The 20,693-nt window shown below is 72.7% G+C and carries 20 protein-coding genes and 2 tRNA genes; 12 read left to right on the plus strand and 10 right to left on the minus strand.

The genetic code is table 11. The annotated features are described in order from the left end of the window. Positions 1-81: 81 nt before the first annotated feature. The 3 genes from OG393_RS27545 (at position 82) to OG393_RS27555 (ending at position 2,966) form a co-directional block, all read left to right on the plus strand. Entirely contained in the window at positions 82-1,134 is a 1,053-nt protein-coding gene (locus tag OG393_RS27545) for a chorismate-binding protein (RefSeq protein ID WP_327377380.1), read from the plus strand. After that, positions 1,131-1,961 carry an aminotransferase class IV gene (locus OG393_RS27550; protein WP_327377381.1) on the plus strand — a complete coding sequence of 277 codons (831 nt, stop codon included), beginning with the start codon at positions 1,131-1,133 and terminating at the stop codon, positions 1,959-1,961. Before OG393_RS27545 ends, OG393_RS27550 begins: the two co-directional genes overlap by 4 nt. 165 nt (positions 1,962-2,126) lie before the next feature. Next, the gene (locus OG393_RS27555; protein ID WP_327377382.1) at positions 2,127-2,966 is read left to right on the plus strand and encodes a GNAT family N-acetyltransferase; all 840 of its coding nucleotides are present in this window, start codon (positions 2,127-2,129) and stop codon (positions 2,964-2,966) included. A gap of 240 nt (positions 2,967-3,206) precedes the next feature. Here OG393_RS27555 and OG393_RS27560 read toward each other — a convergent pair whose 3' ends face one another. Next, on the minus strand, positions 3,207-3,725 hold the full coding sequence (locus OG393_RS27560; RefSeq protein WP_327377383.1) for a DsbA family protein: 519 nt from the start codon (positions 3,723-3,725) through the stop codon (positions 3,207-3,209). 167 nt (positions 3,726-3,892) lie between these two features. Between OG393_RS27560 and OG393_RS27565 the strand changes: the two genes are divergently transcribed. Both OG393_RS27565 and OG393_RS27570 read left to right on the plus strand, forming a co-directional pair. Then, on the plus strand, positions 3,893-4,315 hold the full coding sequence (locus OG393_RS27565) for a hypothetical protein (protein WP_327377384.1): 423 nt from the start codon (positions 3,893-3,895) through the stop codon (positions 4,313-4,315). A gap of 135 nt (positions 4,316-4,450) precedes the next feature. After that, entirely contained in the window at positions 4,451-4,606 is a 156-nt protein-coding gene (locus OG393_RS27570; protein ID WP_327377385.1) for a hypothetical protein, read from the plus strand. 76 nt (positions 4,607-4,682) lie between these two features. On the opposite strand, the gene OG393_RS27575 is transcribed toward OG393_RS27570, so the two are convergent. Beyond that, positions 4,683-5,240, minus strand: coding sequence for a CGNR zinc finger domain-containing protein (locus tag OG393_RS27575; RefSeq protein WP_327377386.1), 558 nt, complete (start codon positions 5,238-5,240; stop codon positions 4,683-4,685). 272 nt (positions 5,241-5,512) lie between these two features. Continuing rightward, positions 5,513-5,926, minus strand: coding sequence for an SsgA family sporulation/cell division regulator (locus OG393_RS27580; protein ID WP_015032345.1), 414 nt, complete (start codon positions 5,924-5,926; stop codon positions 5,513-5,515). A gap of 189 nt (positions 5,927-6,115) precedes the next feature. Between OG393_RS27580 and OG393_RS27585 the strand changes: the two genes are divergently transcribed. Continuing rightward, the gene (locus tag OG393_RS27585) at positions 6,116-6,538 is read left to right on the plus strand and encodes a TIGR02611 family protein (protein WP_327377387.1); all 423 of its coding nucleotides are present in this window, start codon (positions 6,116-6,118) and stop codon (positions 6,536-6,538) included. Positions 6,539-6,602: 64 nt separating this feature from the next. Next, positions 6,603-6,677 (plus strand) — tRNA-Val (locus OG393_RS27590). A 75-nt stretch (positions 6,678-6,752) separates the two neighbouring features. On the opposite strand, the gene OG393_RS27595 is transcribed toward OG393_RS27590, so the two are convergent. Next, entirely contained in the window at positions 6,753-9,182 is a 2,430-nt protein-coding gene (locus OG393_RS27595; RefSeq protein ID WP_327377388.1) for an SCO7613 C-terminal domain-containing membrane protein, read from the minus strand. Positions 9,183-9,419: 237 nt separating this feature from the next. On the opposite strand from OG393_RS27595, the gene OG393_RS27600 reads away from it, so the two are divergent. After that, a tRNA-Val gene (locus OG393_RS27600) sits at positions 9,420-9,491 on the plus strand. 86 nt (positions 9,492-9,577) lie between these two features. On the opposite strand, the gene OG393_RS27605 is transcribed toward OG393_RS27600, so the two are convergent. Then, positions 9,578-10,303 (minus strand): 3'-5' exonuclease, encoded by a 726-nt coding sequence (locus OG393_RS27605; protein WP_327377389.1) that lies wholly within the window; start codon positions 10,301-10,303, stop codon positions 9,578-9,580. A 120-nt stretch (positions 10,304-10,423) separates the two neighbouring features. On the opposite strand from OG393_RS27605, the gene OG393_RS27610 reads away from it, so the two are divergent. The 3 genes from OG393_RS27610 to thrS all read left to right on the plus strand — a co-directional run bounded on the left by OG393_RS27610 (position 10,424) and on the right by thrS (position 14,398). Further along, the gene (locus OG393_RS27610) at positions 10,424-10,999 is read left to right on the plus strand and encodes a DUF4365 domain-containing protein (RefSeq protein ID WP_327377390.1); all 576 of its coding nucleotides are present in this window, start codon (positions 10,424-10,426) and stop codon (positions 10,997-10,999) included. Then, positions 10,999-12,291: a hypothetical protein gene (locus tag OG393_RS27615; protein ID WP_327377391.1), complete on the plus strand. Its 1,293-nt coding sequence runs from the start codon at positions 10,999-11,001 to the stop codon at positions 12,289-12,291. The genes OG393_RS27610 and OG393_RS27615 overlap by 1 nt, the downstream gene beginning before the upstream one ends. A 130-nt stretch (positions 12,292-12,421) precedes the next feature. Beyond that, the gene (thrS, locus tag OG393_RS27620) at positions 12,422-14,398 is read left to right on the plus strand and encodes a threonine--tRNA ligase (protein ID WP_327377392.1); all 1,977 of its coding nucleotides are present in this window, start codon (positions 12,422-12,424) and stop codon (positions 14,396-14,398) included. 139 nt (positions 14,399-14,537) lie between these two features. On the opposite strand, the gene OG393_RS27625 is transcribed toward thrS, so the two are convergent. The 4 genes from OG393_RS27625 to OG393_RS27640 all read right to left on the minus strand — a co-directional run bounded on the left by OG393_RS27625 (position 14,538) and on the right by OG393_RS27640 (position 17,923). Continuing rightward, on the minus strand, positions 14,538-14,837 hold the full coding sequence (locus tag OG393_RS27625) for a hypothetical protein (RefSeq protein ID WP_327377393.1): 300 nt from the start codon (positions 14,835-14,837) through the stop codon (positions 14,538-14,540). A gap of 314 nt (positions 14,838-15,151) precedes the next feature. Further along, the gene (locus OG393_RS27630; protein WP_327377394.1) at positions 15,152-15,931 is read right to left on the minus strand and encodes a dienelactone hydrolase family protein; all 780 of its coding nucleotides are present in this window, start codon (positions 15,929-15,931) and stop codon (positions 15,152-15,154) included. A gap of 169 nt (positions 15,932-16,100) precedes the next feature. Next, positions 16,101-16,673: a transposase gene (locus OG393_RS27635; protein WP_327377395.1), complete on the minus strand. Its 573-nt coding sequence runs from the start codon at positions 16,671-16,673 to the stop codon at positions 16,101-16,103. 572 nt (positions 16,674-17,245) lie between these two features. Then, positions 17,246-17,923 (minus strand): potassium channel family protein, encoded by a 678-nt coding sequence (locus tag OG393_RS27640; protein ID WP_327377396.1) that lies wholly within the window; start codon positions 17,921-17,923, stop codon positions 17,246-17,248. 67 nt (positions 17,924-17,990) lie between these two features. Here OG393_RS27640 and OG393_RS27645 point away from each other — a divergent pair, with 67 nt between their 5' ends. Beyond that, positions 17,991-18,563 (plus strand): HIT family protein, encoded by a 573-nt coding sequence (locus OG393_RS27645; protein ID WP_327377397.1) that lies wholly within the window; start codon positions 17,991-17,993, stop codon positions 18,561-18,563. Positions 18,564-18,973: 410 nt separating this feature from the next. Here OG393_RS27645 and OG393_RS27650 read toward each other — a convergent pair whose 3' ends face one another. Then, complete coding sequence (locus tag OG393_RS27650) at positions 18,974-20,632, minus strand: hypothetical protein (RefSeq protein WP_327378572.1); 1,659 nt, start codon at positions 20,630-20,632, stop codon at positions 18,974-18,976. Positions 20,633-20,693: the final 61 nt, after the last annotated feature.

Consider the following 20,693-nt stretch of genomic DNA (forward strand, 5'->3'; position numbering starts at 1 on the left):
GCCGCGGTCACTCCCCGTGTTCCTCGGATGACCCACCGCCGCCCCCGGCGCCTCCTGCCCACCCGCCATAGACTCACATCCGTGCACACCCTCGCTCCCATGGCCCGCTTCGGCGGCCTCGTCGCCACCGACCTGCGGGATGTGACCCGTGACCCCGAAGCCCTGGACTCGCGGGGCTTCTGGGCCGTCTCCGCCGACTTCGAAGGCCGTCTGACCTGCGCCCGCTTCGGCGAGGTGCGCCGACGACCGGTTCCCGCGCCCGCCCCCGGAGCGTGGCGCGGGCCCGCCGTCGGTGACTGGACGTCCTCCCTCGACCGCTCCGCGTACACCGACGGAGTGCGCCGGATCCGTGCCCACATCGCGCGCGGCGAGGTCTACCAGGCCAACCTCTGCCGCGTGCTGTCCGCGCGCTTGCCCGACCCCGCGGGCGCCGACGTCGACGCCCTCACCGCACTCCTCGCCCGCGGGAACCCGGCCCCTTACGCCGGCACGATCAGGCTGCCCGCGCACGGGGTGGAGATCGCGACCGCCTCGCCGGAGCTCTACCTGCGCCGCGACGGTTGTGTCGTCGCCTCCGGTCCCATCAAGGGCACCGGCCGCACCGCCGCGGACCTGCTGGAGAAGGACCACGCGGAGAACGTGATGATCGTGGACCTGGTCCGCAACGACCTCGGCCGGGTCTGCGCCACCGGCTCGGTGACCGTCCCCGAGCTCTGCGCCGTGGAGGCCCATCCCGGCCTCGTCCACCTCGTCTCCACCGTCCGCGGCGAGCTGCCCGGAGGGACCGGCTGGCGTGAGCTCCTCGACGCCACCTTCCCGCCCGGCTCCGTCACCGGAGCGCCCAAGTCCAGTGCCCTGCGGATCATCCGGGCGCTGGAGACCGCACCCCGCGGCCCCTACTGCGGCGGCATCGGCTGGGTGGACGCCGACCGGCGCACCGGGGAGCTCGCCGTCGGCATACGCACCTTCTGGATCGACCGAGGCGAGGGGATACTCCGTTTCGGCACCGGCGCCGGTATCACCTGGGGCTCCGACCCCGAGCGGGAATGGGCGGAGACCGAACTCAAGGCCGCTCGCCTCCTCGCGGTAGCGTCGGGCACGTACGAGGCGAGCGGAAGGGCCATTTCTCGATGAAACTCTGGGTCAACGGCGGGCTGTACGACGAGGAGGAAGCCCGGGTGTCCGTCCTGGACCACGGGCTGACCGTCGGCGACGGGATCTTCGAAACGGTCAAGGCCCAGCGGGGCGAGACCTTCGCGCTCACGCTCCACCTCGAACGCCTGACCCGCTCCGCCCGGGGTCTGGGCCTGCCCGACCCCGACCTCGACGAGGTCCGCCGCGCCTGCGAGGCCGTGCTGGAGGCCAACCCGATGGAGCTCGGCCGGCTCCGCGTCACGTACACCGGCGGCGTGTCCCCGCTGGGGTCCGAGCGGGGAACCGCCGGAGCCGGTCTCGTCGTGGCGCTCGGCGAGACCACCCGCAGGCCCGACTCCACCGCCGTGGTCACCGTTCCCTGGACCCGCAACGAGCGCGGCGCGGTCACCGGTCTGAAGACCACCTCGTACGCGGAGAACGTCGTCGCTCTCGCCAGGGCCCGCGAACAGGGCGCCTCCGAGGCCCTGTTCGCCAACACGGCCGGCCGGCTCTGCGAGGGCACCGGCTCCAACGTCTTCGTCGTGATCGACGGCCGTATCCACACCCCGCCGCTCGCCTCCGGCTGTCTGGCCGGCATCACCCGCGCGCTCGCGCTGGAGTGGACCGGAGGTCAGGAGACGGCCCTGCCCCTCGACGTCCTGGAGACCGCCGAGGAGGTCTTCCTGACCTCGACGCTCCGCGACGTCCAGGCCGTCCACCGGGTCGACGGCCGCACCTGGGAGACCGCGCCCGGGCCGGTGACGGCGAAGGCGATGAGGGTCTTCGACGAGCGCGCCGCGACGGACCGGGACCCACACCTCGGCTGACGGCCGACGGGACCCGGCGCCTCCGGTCCGGGACCCGGACCCCGGCCGAGTACAGGGCCGGAGCCGGGGTCCGGTCGTCGGGTCGCGCCCGCCGGGCGCGACCCGACGACCGGACGCGCGCAAAAGGGGATGACGGACGGCCCCGGTGTGGGTAGAACACGGGTGATGACCACCACCCTGCGGCCGGTCGAGCCGCTTCAGCAGACCCCCGGCGGCGGCCGTGCGCGCACCTACGACGTCTGCGTGAACAGCCGCCGCGTCGGGTCCGTCCGTCTCGCCACCGTGCCGGGATTCGGCCCCGGGGCGGGCGAGATCACCGCTCTGGCGATCGACGAGCCGGACCGGCGCAGGGGCCGCGGCACGGTCGCCGCGCTGGCCGGGGAGGAGATCCTGCGGGGCTGGGGCTGCGGCCGGATCCACGTCTCCGTCCCCGCGGGGGCCGACGCGGCGCTGCGGATGACCACCGCGCTCGGCTACACGGAACGCAGCCGGAACATGGTGAAGGAGCTGCCCGCGGAGCCTCCCGAGCTGCCGCCGGGCGTCGAGACCCGCCCCATGACCGAGGCGGAGTACCCGGAGTGGGAGGCACGGGCCCGGCAGGGGTTCGCGCAGAGCTGGATCGACCGGGGTGTCCCGGCGGACCAGGCCCGCGCCAAGGCCGAGGCGAGCCACCGCGCCCATCTGCCGCAGGGTCTCGCCACGCCCGGGACCACGATCGAGGTGGTGCTGCGGGACGGGGCGCCGACCGGTTCCCTGTGGACCGGCCGGATCGAGTTCGAACCCGGCACCACCGGCGCCTACGTCTACGACGTCGAGATCGACGAGGCCCGGCGGGGCCAGGGCTACGGGCGCGCGCTCATGCTGCTCGCCGAGCGCGTCGCGCTGGACGCCGGGGAGAGCCTGCTCGGGCTGCACGTCTTCGCGGGGAACATCCCGGCGTTGCGGCTCTACGCCTCCCTCGGCTACCGCACGACCCACGTCAACAGCTTCAAGACGCTGGTGTGACGTCCGCTGCCCGTCCCGGACGGCGGGGGATTCCGGCAACGGCCGGCTGACCGAGTCGGTGGGTTCCCGCTTCGCCGCGCTGTGCCGGTGCGGGTACCGGTCCTATCCGCTCTCGACAGGCTGACACCGCCGGTCCGGCGGCCTCGGCGACCGTTGACCGCCGTGTTCGTCGACGTCCCGGTCGAGGACGGCCCCGCACACGACACCTTCGGGCGGCGGGCCTTCCGCGTTCCCGTGGGGTCAGCCCGCGAGCAGGCGGTCGGCGATCTCCTCGACACGGGCGCGGAGGCCCTGCTGGCTCTTGCCGCCGTCGAGACGCTCACCGCCGATCACATAGGTGGGGGTGCCGGTGACCTTGATCGCCTTCCCCTCGGCCTGGTCGGCGTCGACGGCCAGCAGGTGCCGTCCGTCGATCAGGGCGGTGTCGAACTCCTCAGCGTCCAGGCCCAGTTCGCCGGCAAGCTCGACGAGTAGCGACTCGCCCCGGTCGCCCAGCTCCGCGGTCCTGGCCAGCAGCGCCTCGACGTATGGTCCGCCGCTGCCCTGCTCGGCCGCTTCCTCCGCCGCCTGGGCCGCCGCGTAGGCGTGCTTGTTCTTCTCCAGCGGGAAGTGCCGCAGCCGCACGTCGATCCGGTCGCCGTACTTCTCCCTCAGCGCCCGCACGTCGTCGAGTGCCACGAAGCAATCCGGGCACTGGAGGTCGAACCAGGTCTCCAGGACGACGGGGGAGGCGGTGGTGGCGGTGGTGGACTCACTCATGGGAGCAGTCTCCCAGTAGGCCGCCGCGCGGCCCAACCGGGACCTGGGGAGGAGATCCCCCCGGCGCGACCCGGAGATCTCCCTGAGGTCGGACCCGGCCCATGGCCGCACACGGCCCGGACGGTGCAGGATGGAAGGGACGTATCACACTGTGCCGGGAGGACCGCATGCTTGCCGAGACCATTTGTTCCGCGGCGTCCGCGGCGGGGCTGGGCATCGCCGCGATCACGGCGTACCGCAAGCGGTTCCTCGCCGCGGCCAGGATCACGGCCTACGCACTGGTGCCCCTCGGCCTGGTCCTGACGGGCGCGGTCGAGTGGGCCTTCGACACCGTCTTCAGCCCGACCGCCTGGCTCGGGTTCGGGCTGCTCGGCGTGGCCTGGATGCTGTTCCTGTCCACCCGCGCGGTGGAGCGGCGCCGGGGTGGCCGGAAGGCGGCGGACCAGGGGGCCGGTCCGGAGGCCGTCGCCCCGGCCGCCTCCGCCCCCTCGCTCGGTCAGGGGCAGCATGGAGCGGCCCCGAAACCGAAGGACGCTCCCGCCGACGACTTCAGCGACATCGAGGCGATCCTGAAGAAACACGGGATCTGACACGAAGGGCACGGGACCCGGGGCGCGGATTCCCATCGCGCGAGACCGGAACATCCACGGAATGGGATGAACTCCCGCGCTCGTGGGGCGTGTTGCGGCGTGGCCGCAGTGCTTCCTGCGTCATCATCCCCCGAGATGCCGGATACCTCGCACGATCACGCCCCCGCCCCCGTCCCCGCCGAGTCGCGCGGCTGTCTGTTCGCGCTCTCCCAGCCACCCCTGATGATCTTCCTCGCGGTGATCGGTGTGCTGCTCCTGATGGGCGCCGTGCACGATCTCTTCCTGCTGTGAGGGGGACGTGACGGCGGCGGCCCCTCGCGCACCAGACCGCGTCCGCCTGCCCGGTCAGAGGCCACCCGGCAGGCTCTCAGCCGGCCGCTTCCTTGCGGCGCGCCCGGTAGGCGGCCACATGCAGGCGATTGCCGCAGGTGCGGCTGTCGCAGTAGCGGCGCGAGCGGTTGCGGGACAGGTCGACGAAGGCCCGGCCGCAGTCCGGCGCCTCGCAGCGCCGCAGCCGCTCCTGCTCGCCGGCCACGACGATGAACGCGAGGGCCATGCCACAGTCGGCGCCGAGGTGCTCGGCGACCGAGGCGCCCGGCGCGAAGTAGTGCACGTGCCAGTCGTAGCCGTCGTGGTCGGTGAGCTGTGGCGTGGTGCCCACCGCCGCGACCAGTTCGTTGACCAGCGTGGCCGCGATCCGGGCGTCCGGGGCGCCGAAGATGGCGGTGAACCTGCCCCGGACGTCCCGCACGGCCCGCAGGTCGCGCTCGCCGAGCTCACCGACGTCGCTGATGTCGTGGGCCAGGACGAAGGACCGGAGTGCGTCGAGGTCCGCGAGTTCGTCGGCACCGTCTCCCTGCGGTGCGGTGTTCATCAGATCGACGACGGTGTCGAGGGCGATCCGGGTGTCGTGGGGGATCAGCACGATTCGCTCCCTGGCAGGCTGCGGGCGGGCGCCCGCGGAATTGCGCTGACTCTAGCGGCTCCGCCCCCGCCCGCCCGGGGCGGTCCGCGCGCGGACGCCGATGACGCGCCACCGGGGCCGGAACCCGGCCCCGCCCCGCGGGGCGGGAAACGGGCGACGGCGCCCACCGCCGCGCCGGCTGCGCGAGGAGGACGCCGAAGTCTGCCGTATGTGGTTGTCCGCGCGGCGCCATCTCCCCGAGTCGGACGGCGCCGTGCGGCTCTCGGCCTGGCTCAGCTGTCGGCCAGGATGTGGGAGAGCTCGGTGTCGAGGTCGAAGTGCCGGTGCTCGGTGCCAGGTGGCACGGCCGCGTCGGTCCGCTTGAGGAACGACTCCAGGGCCCTCGCCGGGGCCTCGAGCAGGGCTTCGCCCTCGGGTGAACTCAACGCGATGCAGACGACGCCCTGACCGTGACTGCGGGACGGCCAGACTCTGACGTCGCCGGTGCCGGTGGGCCGGTGCAGCCCCTCGGCGAGAAGGTCGCGGGCGAAGACCCACTCGACCGTCTCCTCGGCTCCGGTGTGGAAGGTGGCGTGCACGGCATAGGGATCGGCCGTGTCATACCGCAGGCCCGCGGGTACAGGCAGTGAGGACTCGCTCGACACAACGAGGCGCAGGTGCAGCTCGCAGCTGACCGTGGTGTTCATAAGCGCCAGGGCCTTTCGCTCAGTGTGCGCTCGGGGATTCGCACGTCGGCGAAATCGACATGCCACCTACGGTGCCGTTGTAAACCCCTCTGTCTGTTTTGTGGTCGTTCAGGTAGCTCGTACGGGTGTGCGTGACTTGGGGTAATACCGCCATTCCGGTGAGGGCGCGAAATCCGGTAGGTTGGGGCCATGCATGCGGAGAGTGACGAGCGGGCCCGAGGGGCCGCACCCCAGGGGGAGGCCGAGCTCGGCTCCCGGGCCCCGGACTTCATCAAAGCCCGGCGAACGCTGCATCTGAGCTGGCAGGTCGGCGTCTTCGTCGTCGGTCTCGCCGTCGTCGGCGCCGGTGTCGTCATGCTGCCGCTGCCCGGCCCCGGATGGCTGGTCATCTTCGCGGGCATGGCGATCTGGGCGACCGAGTTCGTCTGGGCGCAGCTCGTGCTGCGCTGGACGAAGCGCAAGGTCACCGAGGCCGCCCAGCGCGCCCTCGACCCCCGGGTTCGCCGTCGGAACATCATCCTCACCACGCTCGGCCTGGTGATCATCGCGGTGCTCGCCGGGATCTACCTCTGGAAGTTCGGCTTCGTCATGCCGTGGAAGATCGACCAGTGACCTGGGACCGGCGTACGCCGGTCCCAGGTACCCGCTGACATGGGGTAATGTGAGCCGTGCGCCCGGGCGATTAGCTCAGTGGGAGAGCGCTTCGTTCACACCGAAGAGGTCACTGGTTCGAACCCAGTATCGCCCACCACCCGGACCGAAGGCCCGGAGACGGAAGACCGTCTTCGGGCCTTCGGCGTTCCCCGCCGCCGGGCGACACCGTCCGCTACCGCAGGCGGCCCAGCCCTTCCCGCAGCCGGCGAGCGTCCCTCAGTCGTTGCTCGTACGTCGCCCCCACGCCCAGCAGCAGCAGCCCCGCCAAGGCCGGCGGCAGCCAGCGCGGCAGTGCCTCCACGGCCCGCAGCACGTACGGGGCCAGCTCGTGCGTCCCGACCAGGAGCACCACCGCGCCGCCGAGCAGCAGCGGCGCCTGAAGCCGGAAGCGGGCCCCCAGCAGCGTCACCGCGAGCGCGGCGAGGCCCAGCAGCAGGGGACGCGGCCATGCCGGGTCCGCCCACACCGCGACGACGCCCGGCACCAGCGTCGCCGCCAGACCGGGACCGTAGGCCGTCCACGACGAAGCCCGCGGGTCGCGCCGCCGCCGCAGCGTCCCGACGACCAGTGCCGGCACGGTCACCGGCACGGTGTACGCCTCCGGCGCCGTCACGTCCCAGAGCGCGAGCCGCACCCAGGTGGCGAGCAGGAACAACGCCGCCGCGGTCCAGGAGGCGACCGGCCGCCGCTCGGGGCGTACCGCCGTCGCCGCCGCGAGGACTCCCGCCAGGGCGAGCACCAGGGCGAGCACGGCCGGCCTGGTGCTCGCGAGGCCGACGGACAGCAGTCCCACGGCGGCGCCCGTGAGCTCCACCGGCGCCGCGACCGGGTGGCGGCGCAGCCGTGCGCCCACCGCGGCGGTGACCGCCGGGACGGCGAGCAGCGCCACGGCCGTCAGGTGCGCCGGGAGCCCCGCGGCGCAGGCCCCGGCCACCACCAGCCCGGTCGCCGCGGCCACGGCCGCGCAGGCGGCGACGCTCCGCCGGGCCCCCTCGGCCAGGAACCCGGCCGCCGTGAACAGCCCGAGCAGCAGGCCCAGCGCGACGAAGGTGCCGCCCCGGGTGTCCAGCGCGACGGCCACGCAGCTCAGCGCGGACGCGAGTCCGCAGGCGAGACCCGAGCGCGCGAGGACCGTCTCCGGGGACACCGGCGTACCGGCGGCCTGCGGCCTCCCCGCGGGACCCTCCCCACCGGCGGGTCCGACAGGGACCGGTGTCCCCAGGGCCCGGGTCGCCGACTCCGGCCGGACCGCGACGAGCAGCGCCGCGGCGGTGGTCAGCAGCTGGAGCGCCGACGTCACGCCGTACGGCAGCCCCAGGGAGACGGGCAGGGCGGTCGCCAGGGCCCACACCAGGAACAGGGCGCCGCAGCGGGCCCACAGGCGCGGGACGAGGGCCAGGGCCACCGCTCCCAGGAGCAGGACCAGCGGAGCCGTCGCCGGGTACCAGGCGAGCAGCCGCTCGGCCCGCGGCCCCGACCACACCACCGTCGTCCGTGCGGCCGGGCCCACCAGCCCCGCCACGACCGGCGGCAGCGCCCAGAGCAGACCCAGCGCGAGGACCGCGGCTCCCGCGCCCGCGAGGCCCCGCCGCACCGCGCGCGGCGCCGCCGAGCGCCACGCCACCGCCACCACCGGCGCGCACAGCACGTACACCGGCACCACCCAGTCGGCCGGGACCACCGCGCGCAGCACCCCGCCGGCCGCCGCGACCACCGCGAGGCCCGCCACCACGGCGGCCGCCTCGGCGACGGGAACCATCCGCCACGCCACGTACAGCGCCGCCGCGGCGCCCGCCAGCAGCAGCGCCCCGGCCGGAACGGCCGACGACAGCGACAGCAGGCCGCCCGTCAGCAGTGCCCAGCCGCCCAGCGCGCCGCCGAGGCCCCCCGCCGTGACCCGTACCGCCGCGGGCTTCGCCCACCGGGCCAGGGCCAGGTCCGCCACGGCCGTGGCGAGCGCCGCCCAGGCCAGCGGGAGCGGTCCGCCGTGCGCGGCGAGAACCGCCAGCGGCAGCGGAAGCTGGGCCGCCACCACCGCCACCGGCAGCGGTCCCCGCAGCCGTCCGAGGGCCGAGCCGTAGGCCGCCCACGCTCCCGCGAGGACCGCCGTCGCCACGGCCGCGTACCCGAGGGCGTCCGTGTCCGGGAGCGCCGCCCGGCGCAGCGCGTAAGCGTCCAGCGCCATCAGCGCCAGGCCGAGCGCCGCCAGCGACTCGGCCGTGGACACCAGACCGCGACGCAGCAGCACGGGAGGCGCGAGGAGCGCGGCCGAGGTCACCGCGCACAGCACGGCCGCTCGTCCGGCGATGCCCATCGAACCCCAGCTGACCAGGGTGAAGGCGATCGCCGCGATCGTCAGCAGGGCGCCGCCCAGCGTCAGCAGGAGGTTCTGCGCGCCCCGCGGCGTGACGTCCGCGCGCGGACGCGCGGGGCCGGCCGGCCGCCAGGTGGCCGGCGGCGCCGAGGGCCCCGCCGCCGGAGCGGCGAGGACCCTCAGCAGCCAGGCCCGGCGGGCCAGCAACTGGGACCTGCGGGCGTCGAGTCGGGCTAGCTCGCGGTCGACGAGCACCAGTTCGTCCGCGGGCGGCAGGCTGTTCTCCATGTCCGGAGTGTGTCCCCGGAGGTGCCCTGGCGGAATGCGCGCGGGTACTCATCTCCCGGTCTGAGTACGTCGCGCGAGGAAGCGCGTGGTGCGTGGCGGGGGGCGGCGCGTCGCGGGAGCGTCCGCCGGCCCGCGTTCCCGCTCCCCGGGACGGGCGCCGGACGCAGCGACCACGCGGTGCCGTCCCGCGCGGTTTGAACGAGGCCCGCCGGGACCTGTATGGTTCAACCCGTTCCCGGGCGATTAGCTCAGCGGGAGAGCACTTCGTTCACACCGAAGGGGTCACTGGTTCGATCCCAGTATCGCCCACCGGGAGAGGCCGGTCCGTCACAAGACGGACCGGCCTTCCGCATGTCCGAGCCGGAACGCCCGGCCGGAACGCCTGAGCGGACGTCTCACGCGGCCGTGCGCAGCTCCGGCCGCAACGGCCACGCCGGATCCACCGCCTCCGGCGTCCCGTTGCGCGCGAACCACGCCTGAAGACCGCGTGCCTGCGCCGCGTGCCACACCGCCTGCAGGGTGTGCAGCTCCGCCGGTGACAGCCGTTCGAGGCGGGACGCGAAGCGCCGCGCCACCGCCCGGACGACGTCCAGTGCGGCCGTCGCGTCCGCCGCCGCGTCGTGCGCGCCGTCCAGCACCACGTCGTACTGCTCGCACAGGTCGGTCAGCGTCCGCCGGCCCTTGCGGTAGCGGTCCAGGTGCTTGTCCAGCACTCGCGGATCGAGCACGCACAACGGTGTGTTCTGGAGGTAGCGACTCAGCGAGGAGGCGCGGTGCCGGCGCAGCTCGCGGTCCAGGATCGTCAGGTCGAAGGGTGCGTTCATCACCACCAGCGGCCGGCCGGCCGCGCACTGCTCGGCGAGCGCACGCGCCAGCTCCTCCATCACGGGAGCCGGCCAGCGTCCGTTCCGCTGAAGGTGATCATCCGTCAGGCCGTGTACCGCGGTGGCCGCTTCCGGAACCGGCAGCCCGGGATTGACGAGCCAGCGCGTCACTCGCGGACGCCCGCCCGCCGCGTCCTGGACGACGAGGGCGGCCGAGACGATCCGGTCCTCCTCGACGTCGACTCCTGTGGTTTCCGTGTCGAATGAGGCCAGGGGCCCCTCGTACCAGTGCGTCATCCCCGAACTCCTCGCACCTGTGCGGCAGATGGCGGTCCCTCTGCCCGATTCGGTGATACCCGGGCTGTTTGCGTCGTACGCGGGGCGGTGACAACACAGATGACGGGGAAGGGAATTGACATGGCGCTCGCCCAGCCCGAATCGGGAGGGCTGCCGCCCCAGCGGACAGCACCGCTCCGTGGCTCGCTCGCCACCACCGCCTGTATGGAGACACTTCAGGTGGGGTACCTGCACGCGGTCGCGGCGGCGGCGGGCTGCTCGCTGTCGCAGCCGTTCCCGGACAACGGCATCGACTGGCACGTGAGCCACAGTGCTCCCGGCCACACCGTGGACGACGAAGTGACCATCAAGGTGCAGCTCAAGTGCACCTACCAGCTGCCGCCGAGAACTCCGGGACCCGCGTCCGCGGCGTTCTCCTTCACCCTCGACAACGACCACCTGGCGAAGCTCGCGCGGACCCCGGTGTCGGTGCACAAGATCCTCGTCGTGATGCTCGTCCCGCGCTCCCAGGAGGACTGGCTGCGGGCCGGACACGACCGGCTGGACCTGAGGCACTGCTGCTACTGGACCAACCTGGCCGGCCATCCGGTCACGGGACGGCGCCGGACCACCGTGCGCATCCCGACGGCACGGATCTTCGACGACCGGGCGCTCTGCGAGATCATGGCCCGCGTCGGCGGGGGAGGGAGACCCTGATGCACCGGCCGACCGACGAGCCGGAGGACGGGGCGGGCCCCGGCTCCGCGCCCCCGCCCTTCCGTCCCCACCCCACGTTCGCCGACCTTCCGGGGCCCTGGAGCGGTGGAACCGCCGCGCCCGCCGGCCCCTGGGCGGACGCCGGCGGCCCACCGGACCCCGGCCGCGTCGACCCGCTCGTCCTCGGCGCGCTGCTCGCCCGCCACGGCTGGCGACGGCGCGGCGGGGCCCCCGGCCGCTACAGCCGTTGGACGCCACCGGGATCGGCCACCGGAAGCCTCCTGGTGCCCGAGAGCAGTGCCTTCCCGGACTGCGAGGACCTGCTGGGCGAGGCGCTGACCGCCCTCGCCCGCAGCGCCGCGCCGTCCGCCCGGGAGGTGCTGATCGGGCTGACCCTGCCCAGTGACGAGATCCGCTGGTGGCGGGACGTCCCGCCGGGCCCCTCCGGTACCGTCCCGTGGGCCGTGCAGGAGCGGTTCCGGTCCGCGGCCCGCCAGCTCCTGCTCGCCGGCGCCCTCGCCGTGCGCGGCCGGGCCGGCTACTACGGCGCACGGCACCGCCGCCAGGCCCAGGCGTCCCTGGCGGCCGTCGCCGTCGGCGCCGCCCCCGACGGCCGTGGCCTGACCGCTTTCGTGCCCGTCGACACCGGGCGGGCGATCGCGGTGCGGCTCTACCACGCGCTCTACGCCGCCCGGGAGGCCACCGACTACCAGCGGGCCACCGGAGGCATGGAAGCCTTCGACGCCGCCGTCGCCGCCGGGGTGAGCCGGGAGCTGACCGAGTCCCTCGTCGCCCTGGTCCGGGGCAGCGAAGGAGCCAGGATCGCCCTGGAGTGGGCACCCGCCGCCGGAACCCCCGAGGGCTGCGCCGCCCGGCCCGAACCGGTCGAGTTCTCGGCGGGCGATCTGCCCGCGCTGCGGGAGGCCGGCGCCCGCTACCTCACCGGCGAGCCGTCCGTGCCCGTACGGATCACCGGGGCCGTCGTCCGGATGCGCCGCTCCGGCCCGCGCGGCGAGGGCACCGTACGGCTGCGGGTGCTGGCCGGCGCCGAGGTCCCGCACGTCCGCGTCGTCCTGGACGAGGAGTCGTACCGGACCGCCGGCCACGCCCACCTGGTCGGCCTGCCCATCCGGGTCGTGGGCCGCCTCGAGAGCCGGGGCGGCTTCCGGAGGCTGACCGACGCCTCCTCCGTCGTTCCGGTGCAGGTGGACGAGGCGGAGCGGGACCGGCTGATGAAGTCGCTGCACGAGAACCTCGACTACTTCGAGGAGGCGTGCGGTCCGGGCGAGTGAGCGCGGATATGTTTCGCGGGGGGCCTCCCCGGCTCGGTACGATCGACGGCGACGCGGCACCTCGTCTCTGCCGCGCGCCGCCGGCGCCGGCACTTCGTCTCTGCCGGCCCCCCAAGTGAGAGAAGCACCAGTGTCTGAAGTCCGTGTGACCGTCCAGTCCGCCTCCGGAGCCGAGGAACGGGCGGTGAGCGCGGGCACCACCGCCGGCGCGCTGTTCGCCGACGACCGGTCCGTGATCGCCGCCCGCGTCGACGGCGAGCTGAGGGACCTCACCTGCGTCGTCGCCGACGGCGAGGTCGTCGAGCCGGTCGAGATCTCCTCCCCGGACGGTCTCGACATCCTGCGCCACTCCACCGCGCATGTGATGGCCCAGGCCGTCCAGGAGCTGTTCCCCGAGGCCAAGCTCGGCATCGGCCCGCCGGTCCGGGACGGCTTCTACTACGACTTCGACGTCGAGAAGCCCTTCACGCCGGAGGACCTCAAGGCCGTCGAGAAGAAGATGCAGGAGATCCAGAAGCGCGGCCAGCGCTTCTCACGCCGTGTGGTCACCGACGAGGCGGCCCGCGAGGAGCTCGCGGACGAGCCGTACAAGCTGGAGCTGGTCGGCCTCAAGGGCGCGGCCTCCAGCGACGACGGCGCGGACGTCGAGGTCGGCGGCGCCGAGCTGACCATCTACGACAACCTCGACGCCAAGACCGGCGACCTGTGCTGGAAGGACCTCTGCCGCGGCCCGCACCTGCCCACCACGCGCAACATCCCCGCGTTCAAGCTGATGCGCAACGCCGCCGCCTACTGGCGCGGCAGCGAGAAGAACCCGATGCTCCAGCGTATCTACGGCACCGCGTGGCCCTCGAAGGAGGAGCTGAAGGCGCACCTCGACTTCCTCGCCGAGGCCGAGAAGCGCGACCACCGCAAGCTCGGCAACGAGCTCGACCTCTTCTCCGTCCCCGACGAGATCGGCTCCGGCCTCGCCGTCTTCCACCCCAAGGGCGGCATCATCCGCCGGACCATGGAGGACTACTCGCGCCGCCGCCACGAGGAGGAGGGCTACGAGTTCGTCTACTCTCCGCACGCCACCAAGGGCGCCCTCTTCGAGAAGAGCGGGCACCTCGACTGGTACGCGGAGGGCATGTACCCCCCCATGCAGCTCGACGGTGGTACCGACTACTACCTCAAGCCGATGAACTGCCCCATGCACAACCTGATCTTCGACGCGCGCGGCCGCTCCTACCGTGAGCTGCCGCTGCGCCTGTTCGAGTTCGGCACCGTGTACCGCTACGAGAAGTCCGGCGTCGTGCACGGCCTGACCCGGGCCCGCGGCTTCACCCAGGACGACGCCCACATCTACTGCACCCGCGAGCAGATGGCGGAGGAGCTCGACCGCACCCTCACCTTCGTCCTCAACCTGCTCCGCGACTACGGCCTGACCGACTTCTACCTGGAGCTCTCGACCAAGGACCCGGAGAAGTTCGTCGGCTCGGACGAGGTCTGGGAGGAGGCCACCGCAGTCCTCCGGCAGGTCGCGGAGAAGCAGGGGCTGCCGCTGACCCCCGACCCGGGCGGCGCCGCGTTCTACGGCCCGAAGATCTCGGTGCAGGCGCGTGACGCCATCGGCCGCACCTGGCAGATGTCCACCGTGCAGCTCGACTTCAACCTGCCGGAGCGCTTCGACCTGGAGTACACCGGCCCGGACGGCACCAAGCAGCGCCCGGTCATGATCCACCGCGCGCTGTTCGGTTCCATCGAGCGCTTCTTCGCCGTGCTCCTCGAGCACTACGCGGGCGCCATGCCGCCGTGGCTGGCGCCGGTGCAGGCGGTCGGCATCCCGATCGGCGACGCGCACGTCGAGTACCTCCAGGACTTCGCCGCGGAGGCGAGGAAGAAGGGCCTGCGGGTCGAGGTCGACGCCTCCTCCGACCGGATGCAGAAGAAGATCCGCAACCAGCAGAAGCAGAAGGTCCCCTTCATGATCATCGTCGGTGACGAGGACATGGCCGCGGGCACCGTCTCCTTCCGCTACCGCGACGGCTCGCAGGAGAACGGTGTGCCCCGTGACGAGGCGCTCGCCAAGCTGGCCGACGTGGTGGAGCGTCGCGTCCAGGTCTGATCCCTGCCCCGCGCCCGCGGGGTGCGGGTCCCGTCCGTTCCGGGTGGTCTCCGCCGACCTGCGGGAGACCACCCGGAGGCGGACGGCGCGGGACGGGGCTCGGCTCAGGGCCTGTCGGCCGAAGGCCACCCGACATGCCTCAGTGCGCGACGGGCGCCGGGGACGGTTTCAGCCCGAGCGGACGGTCGGCGAACGCCTGCCGGGCGTCGACCTCGTAGCAGACGTTGACGCTCGAGTCCCCGAGCGTGGTGTCGGCGAAGCGCTGGACGTCCGCGACGGACACGGTCTCCCAGAGGCAGGTCACGACGGAACCGTCCACGTGCGGGTAGAACTGCAGCACCCGGGTCCCTTCGGGCGCGCCGGTGCCGTCCATCAGCGCCTGGCCGCGCGGAAAGGCGGTCTCCGGGTGGATGATCCGGTGCTGGACCACGACGTACATGGTGTCCTCCTCGTCCGGTTGCGTGGCGGGTCGCTCGTACGGTTCGACGCTAGGCGCGCGTGGACCCGCGGCGCATCGCCAGGGATCACCAATCGCCGGCGGACCGGGTGGTGAATCCTCACCACCCGGCCCGGCCGCCGAGGACGGCCGCCGGGCCGGACTCCCCCGTCGTGCCGCCCGGCCCGCGGCGCGGCGCCCGACGGGTGCCGGACCGTGTGGCTCACAGCAGGCCGTGCTCCAGCGCGTAGGTGCAGGCCGCCCGTCCGCGAGGAGACGCCCAGCTTGGCGAAGATGGGGTGCCGGTAAGAACGGTGTCACCGATCCTGCTGGCTTATTGGGGGTCTCAGCGTGCCTGGGTCATGCCCCAGGTCCTCCGTCACGGGCAGGCACTCGGCGAGCAGGTCGACGACGTCGCGCCAGGCTCGCTGCGCGTGCTGTGGGTGGTAGCCGACGCCGGGGACCGTGGGGTGGTCGACCGGCGGGTGGTGGAAGGCGTGCAAGGCTCCGCCATAGACCGCGAGGCGCCAGTCGACGCCCGCGGCCTGCATCTCAGCGGTAAACGCGTTTCGTTGCGCGGGCGGCATGATCGGGTCTTCCGACCCGACCCCGGCCCACACCGGGCAGCGAATGCGCGCCGCCTCGCCCGGTCGACCCGTGGTAGTTGCGTTGACTGTCCCGATCGCGCGCAGGTTGACGCCATCGCGCCCGAGTTCCAGCGCGATGGCGCCCCCGGTGCCGTAGCCGACGGCGGCGATCCGGTCGGGGTCGGTCCGTGGTTCGGTGCGTAACACGTCGAGCGCCGCATGGCCGATCCCCCGCATCCGGTCGGGATCGGCGAGCAGCGGCAGGCAACGGGCCAGCATCTCCTCGGGGTCACCCAAATAGCGCCCGCCGTGAAGGTCGAAGGCCAGCGCTACATATCCCAGCTCGGCGAGAACATCGGCCCGGCGGCGGTCGACGTCGCTGAGCCCCATGCCCTCTGGTCCGAGCAGCACCGCGGGCCGGCGGTCGATCCCGGCCGGGAGCGCGAGGTGCCCGATCATCGTCAATCCGTCGGCCGGGTACTCGACCGTACGCGTCGTAATCGTCGTCATGAGACTGGACCGTAGTGATCGTCGAGCCCGGTCCGGCCGGTGTTCTGCCGCTGGCAGAACAGCGCGGGTGTCCCTCTGAAATACGGCGACGGCCCCGGCGCTCAGGGCTTCAAGATCATCCCATTGCCCCTTTGGCGCCAGATTCACACCCCTGGTACCCCTTACTCGGTCACACGACGAGGGAGAGATCGAGGCGGGCAAGGTGGCCGACGCGGGTGCGGTCGAGCGGGTGGGCGTTCCACCAGGCATCGAGGCGAATGAGGTTGAGCGCAACGGCGGAGAAGACGTGCTCCAGGTGAGTCTTCTGGAGACCGAGGTAGCGGGCACGTCTCATGCCGGTGACCGCGACAGCCTGGTGGATGGTTCCCTCGATGCCGGCGCGGGTTCCGTACTTGGCTCGCCACTGCTCGTCGCCCTGTCGGAGGCGGGCATGGTCGAGGACTTCTTGCACCTCGCGGGGTTGCAGGGAGAGGGTTCGGCCGCCGGTCTTCGAGCGGGTGCACTGGTCGCGCACCGGGCAGGGGCGACATGTCTCCTTGTCGAACTTGATGACGATGGCCTTGGTGCCGCGCAGGGTGGTGGGGCTCCACCAGGTGCTGGTGTCCCCGCGTGGGCAGGTGGCCTGCCGCTTGTCCCGGTCGATGGTGAACGCGGTGCGGTCGAAGCCTGCGCCGGCACGTGCCTGGGGTGAGCTGTTCATCAGGACCGGGGTGACCAGGGTGACCCCGAAGTTCTTCTTCATGCCGACGATCAACTCGGCGGAAGCGTAGCCGGAGTCGAGGAGCCCGTTCCTGCTCGCGGGTGCCCTCGGACACCGCGCGGCGGATGGTCGCCGTCGCGGCCTCGGTGTTGCCCAGCGCCAGCCGGAGCAACGCGAAGCCGGGCTGCGGTTCGCACCCGCAGCGGCTGGCCTTCCGGTAGGCGTCCTCGGCCTCGGCCGTCCGGCCCACCAGCCGGTGGATTTCCCCCTGCCGGTAGAACGCCTGCCCGAGCGCGATCCGGTTCAGCACCCCCTGCCGGAAGCGCGTGCAGGCCCGGCGGGCCTCGTCGAGCGCGGCGGGCCAGTCCCCGCCGTACTGCAGCACCTCGGCCCGGTGGACCAGGCACAGACCGTTGTGCGCGACCATCTGCGGGCGGTACGCGCACCAGCGGCGGCGCTCAGGCTCTCGAAGGCGTCGAGCCAGTCCTCGGCGGCGTAGTGCGCGCGAGCCCGGACCAGTGCGCTGTCGGTGTCCACACGCCGACTATCGACCCGCCGCCGCGTCACGTCGCGGCCCGCAGTGCCCGAGTGGGGGGTGGAACCCCGGGGGAGCGCTACGCGGCGCCCGGGGGGTTCCCCGGAGGCCGCTTCTCGTCCTCCCGCGTGAACGTCTGGATCAGCCAGGAGGAGAACGAGCCAGTCACCGCGCCCAGCAGCGCAAGCCCGCAGGCCATCATCCCGACCGCGGTGACGCGCCCCATCACGGTCACCGGGGTGACGTCCCCGTACCCCACCGTCGCCAGGGTCGAGCAGGCCCACCACAGCGAGTCGCCGAAGGTGAGGATGGTGGCCCCCGGGGCGTCGTACTCGTAGTGGTAGACGGTCAGCGCGCCCGCGAAGCCCAGCAGGATCACGGTGAGACCGGCGTACGCCATCACCCGCGCGTACAGCGACAGCCGCGGTTTGTCCTGGCGGCGCTGGATCCTGTCGTACGCGGTCACCATCCGCAGCGGGCGCAGCAGCGGCAGCACCAGGACCACCGTGTCCAGCGGGTGACGGCGCAGGAAGCGCAGCGGACGCATACCGCTCAGCCGCAGCCGGACCAGGTAGTCCACGACGAACAGAGCCCAGGCCGTGAAGGTGAGAGCCATGCACAGGTCGCGCCAGAGCGCGGACAGGTCGTGCCCGAGGACGCGGACCGCGTACGAGGCGAGGAACGCCGTCGACGCCACCGCGAGCGGACCCGCCGTCCACTCCTCCCACTGCTGCTGCTTGCGCGCCCTGTCGTCCATCGGATCAGCATCGCCCCGGCGGAAGTTCCCCGGCCCCCGGCGACACGGTCCGAACGGGCTAAGCAATATGCTGCACAGCATGACGACTGAGCCGGAGCAGCAGATCGGAGTGGGGACGCAGGACGCGTTCCAGCGCCTGTGGACGCCTCACCGGATGGCATACATCCAGGGCGAGAACAAGCCCACCGGGCCCGGGGCCGAGGACGGCTGTCCGTTCTGCTCGATTCCGGCGATGTCGGACGAGAACGGCCTCGTGATCGCGCGCGGCGAGCGCGTGTACGCCGTGCTCAACCTCTACCCGTACAACGGCGGGCACCTGATGGTGGTGCCCTACCGGCACGTCGCCGACTACACCGGTCTCGACGAGGCGGAGACGGCCGAGCTCGGCGCGTTCACCAAGCGGGCGATGACCGCGCTGCGGGCCGCCTCCGGCGCGCACGGCTTCAACATCGGCATGAACCAGGGCACGGTCGCCGGCGCGGGCATCGCCGCCCACCTGCACCAGCACGTCGTGCCCCGCTGGGGCGGCGACACCAACTTCATGCCCGTCGTCGGCCACACCAAGGTGCTCCCGCAACTGCTCGCCGACACCCGCAAGATGCTCGCCGACGCCTGGCCGGAGCCGTCCGGCACCGTGTAGGGCGTGTATCGAGTCGTGATCATCGAGTGGTTCGCGTGAGGTGCTTGAACCCGGTCACGGAGGCCCGCAGGCGGAGTCCGGCCTGGTAGCTCACGGGGGTACTGGCGCAGCGGGTGGCGATCCCGCTCCCGCCACTGCCGGAAACGGCCGTGCACGGGGACCACGAGCCCGTACCCACATTCCCGCCGGCGACGCTGGCCCGTCGTCCGACCGGCCCGCTCACCCCGCGTCGTTCACCAGTCCGGTGACCGGGCCCAGCCGCCCGGCGGTTGTGTCGGACAACCGGTCCACGTCCCCCGCGTCGGCTGTGTCGACCGCGACCGCGACGGCCGCCCGGCCCAGCGCGCGCCCTTTCGGCCACGCCCTCGGCCGCCTCGGGGCCACCCGGTCAGAGGCCACCTGACAGGCTCTCAGGCGTCGTACAGGTCCGCCTTCCGCGGGCCCGGTTCCTGGACGGCGCCGCTCAGTACCAGCGAGCGGTTGGTGAAGCGTTCCGTGTCCACACCATGCTCGTCGAGCACCCGGATCGTCGCGGCGTGCACCGCGCGCATCACGGGGGTCGCGGCGCGTATGGCGTCGTCGGCCATGAAACGGTGGCGCCAGGGCTGCGCGGCCCAGGCGTGCCGCAGGCCGAACGGCTCGGGCAGGCCGAGCTTGCCGCCGAGGAAGTCCAGGACGGGCGGGAACCAGGTGAGCGGTGCGCGCAGCGCCTTGCGGACGACCTCGTCGTCCTCCAGCAGTGGCAGCGTGATCTCCCGCGTCTCCCAGAAGCGGACGGTCTTGGAGACCTCCTTGGTCCTCGCCTTGGGCTTGCTGGTGAACAACGAGTGCACCGGGCCGAGCGCGTGACCGGTGACTTCCACCCGCAGGGTGTGCAGCAGCGAGGTGACCGTGATCATCATGGTCAGGACCAGCTGGCCGTCCCAGAGGGTGAACTGGACGCCCAGGTAGTGGCGGTTCCCTGCGCCGAACTGCTGGTCGTTGCAGATGCGCTGTATCTCGTGCGGCTTCACCTGGAAGGCGACGACGTTCTCGCCCTCGGGCCGTGACACCTCGTCGGCGCCCTCGCCGACGGGCGCGACGATCCAGTGCTTGACCGTCGGCTTGGGGAAGCCGGTCTTCAGCGAGCCGCGTTCGAGCAGCTTCAGCTGGTCGTGGATCTGCCGGACGATGTCCCAGGCGCGGAAGTCGTGGATCTCCTTGCCCTCCTGGGGGACCAGCTCCTCGGCGAGGGTCCAGCTGCCCCAGCGGGTGCCCATGCCGAGTATGCCCTTGGGCCCGGCGTAGAAGAGGACGTTCGACTGCTGCTCGGCGCTGAGTTTCTCCAGGGACTGCCGCAGCTCCTCGGCCGCCGTCTGCCCCGGGTCCTGTGGCACCGCCTCGGGGATCTTGGCCCCGATGCCGCCGCCGCTGAGAAGGGAGTCCCAGCGGGCGCGCAGGTCCCGTGCGGTGGACTCGCAGACCCGCTTCGCCAGCAGCCAGCCGACGACCGGGGCCACCAGCATGGCGCGGAGGTAGATCGGCAGGACGCCGTCGAAGGGCAGCCTGAACAGCGCGATCGCGGCGAGCAGCGCGACGCCGATGAGGAGGGCCGTGCCCAGCGCGCTCGCGCGCTTGTCGTCGGTGCCCGCCAGGACCCGGCGGAGCTTCACGACACCGAGCCACAGGAGCAGGCCGGGCAGGAACAGCACGCCGAAGACGAGCGTGATCAGAGTGAGCCGGGTGTCACGCTGCTTCCGGATGCGGGTCGCGGCCAGGCAGTGCTCCACCACGGGCTGCGGCTCGGTGCCGAAGGACTGGATCAGCGCCTTGCGGGCACCGCCGAGCATGCGCACCTGCACGGCCCGGGAGAACGCCTCACCGAGGTCCGGTTTGAACAGGGAGAACCACTTGCCCTCCTTGACGGTCGACTTGTGCCAGTCGTTGTCTGCCTTGAGGATCTCCTCCACCGGGCTGTCACGGTAGGCGGCGGAGGCGAGGGCATGGGTCGCCGCCGTCTGTCCGTCCGTGCCCTGGAGGGGGATCTGTGCCCCGGGTCCGAAACTGCCGATGCTCACTGCCGCCCCCATCGCCGCTGCCCGCTGGCCCACCGGGTTTCCCTCTGCGGGCTGTTCCCCACGCTCGTGCCCC

The organism is Streptomyces sp. NBC_01216 (assembly GCF_035994945.1).
Classification (GTDB): domain Bacteria; phylum Actinomycetota; class Actinomycetes; order Streptomycetales; family Streptomycetaceae; genus Streptomyces.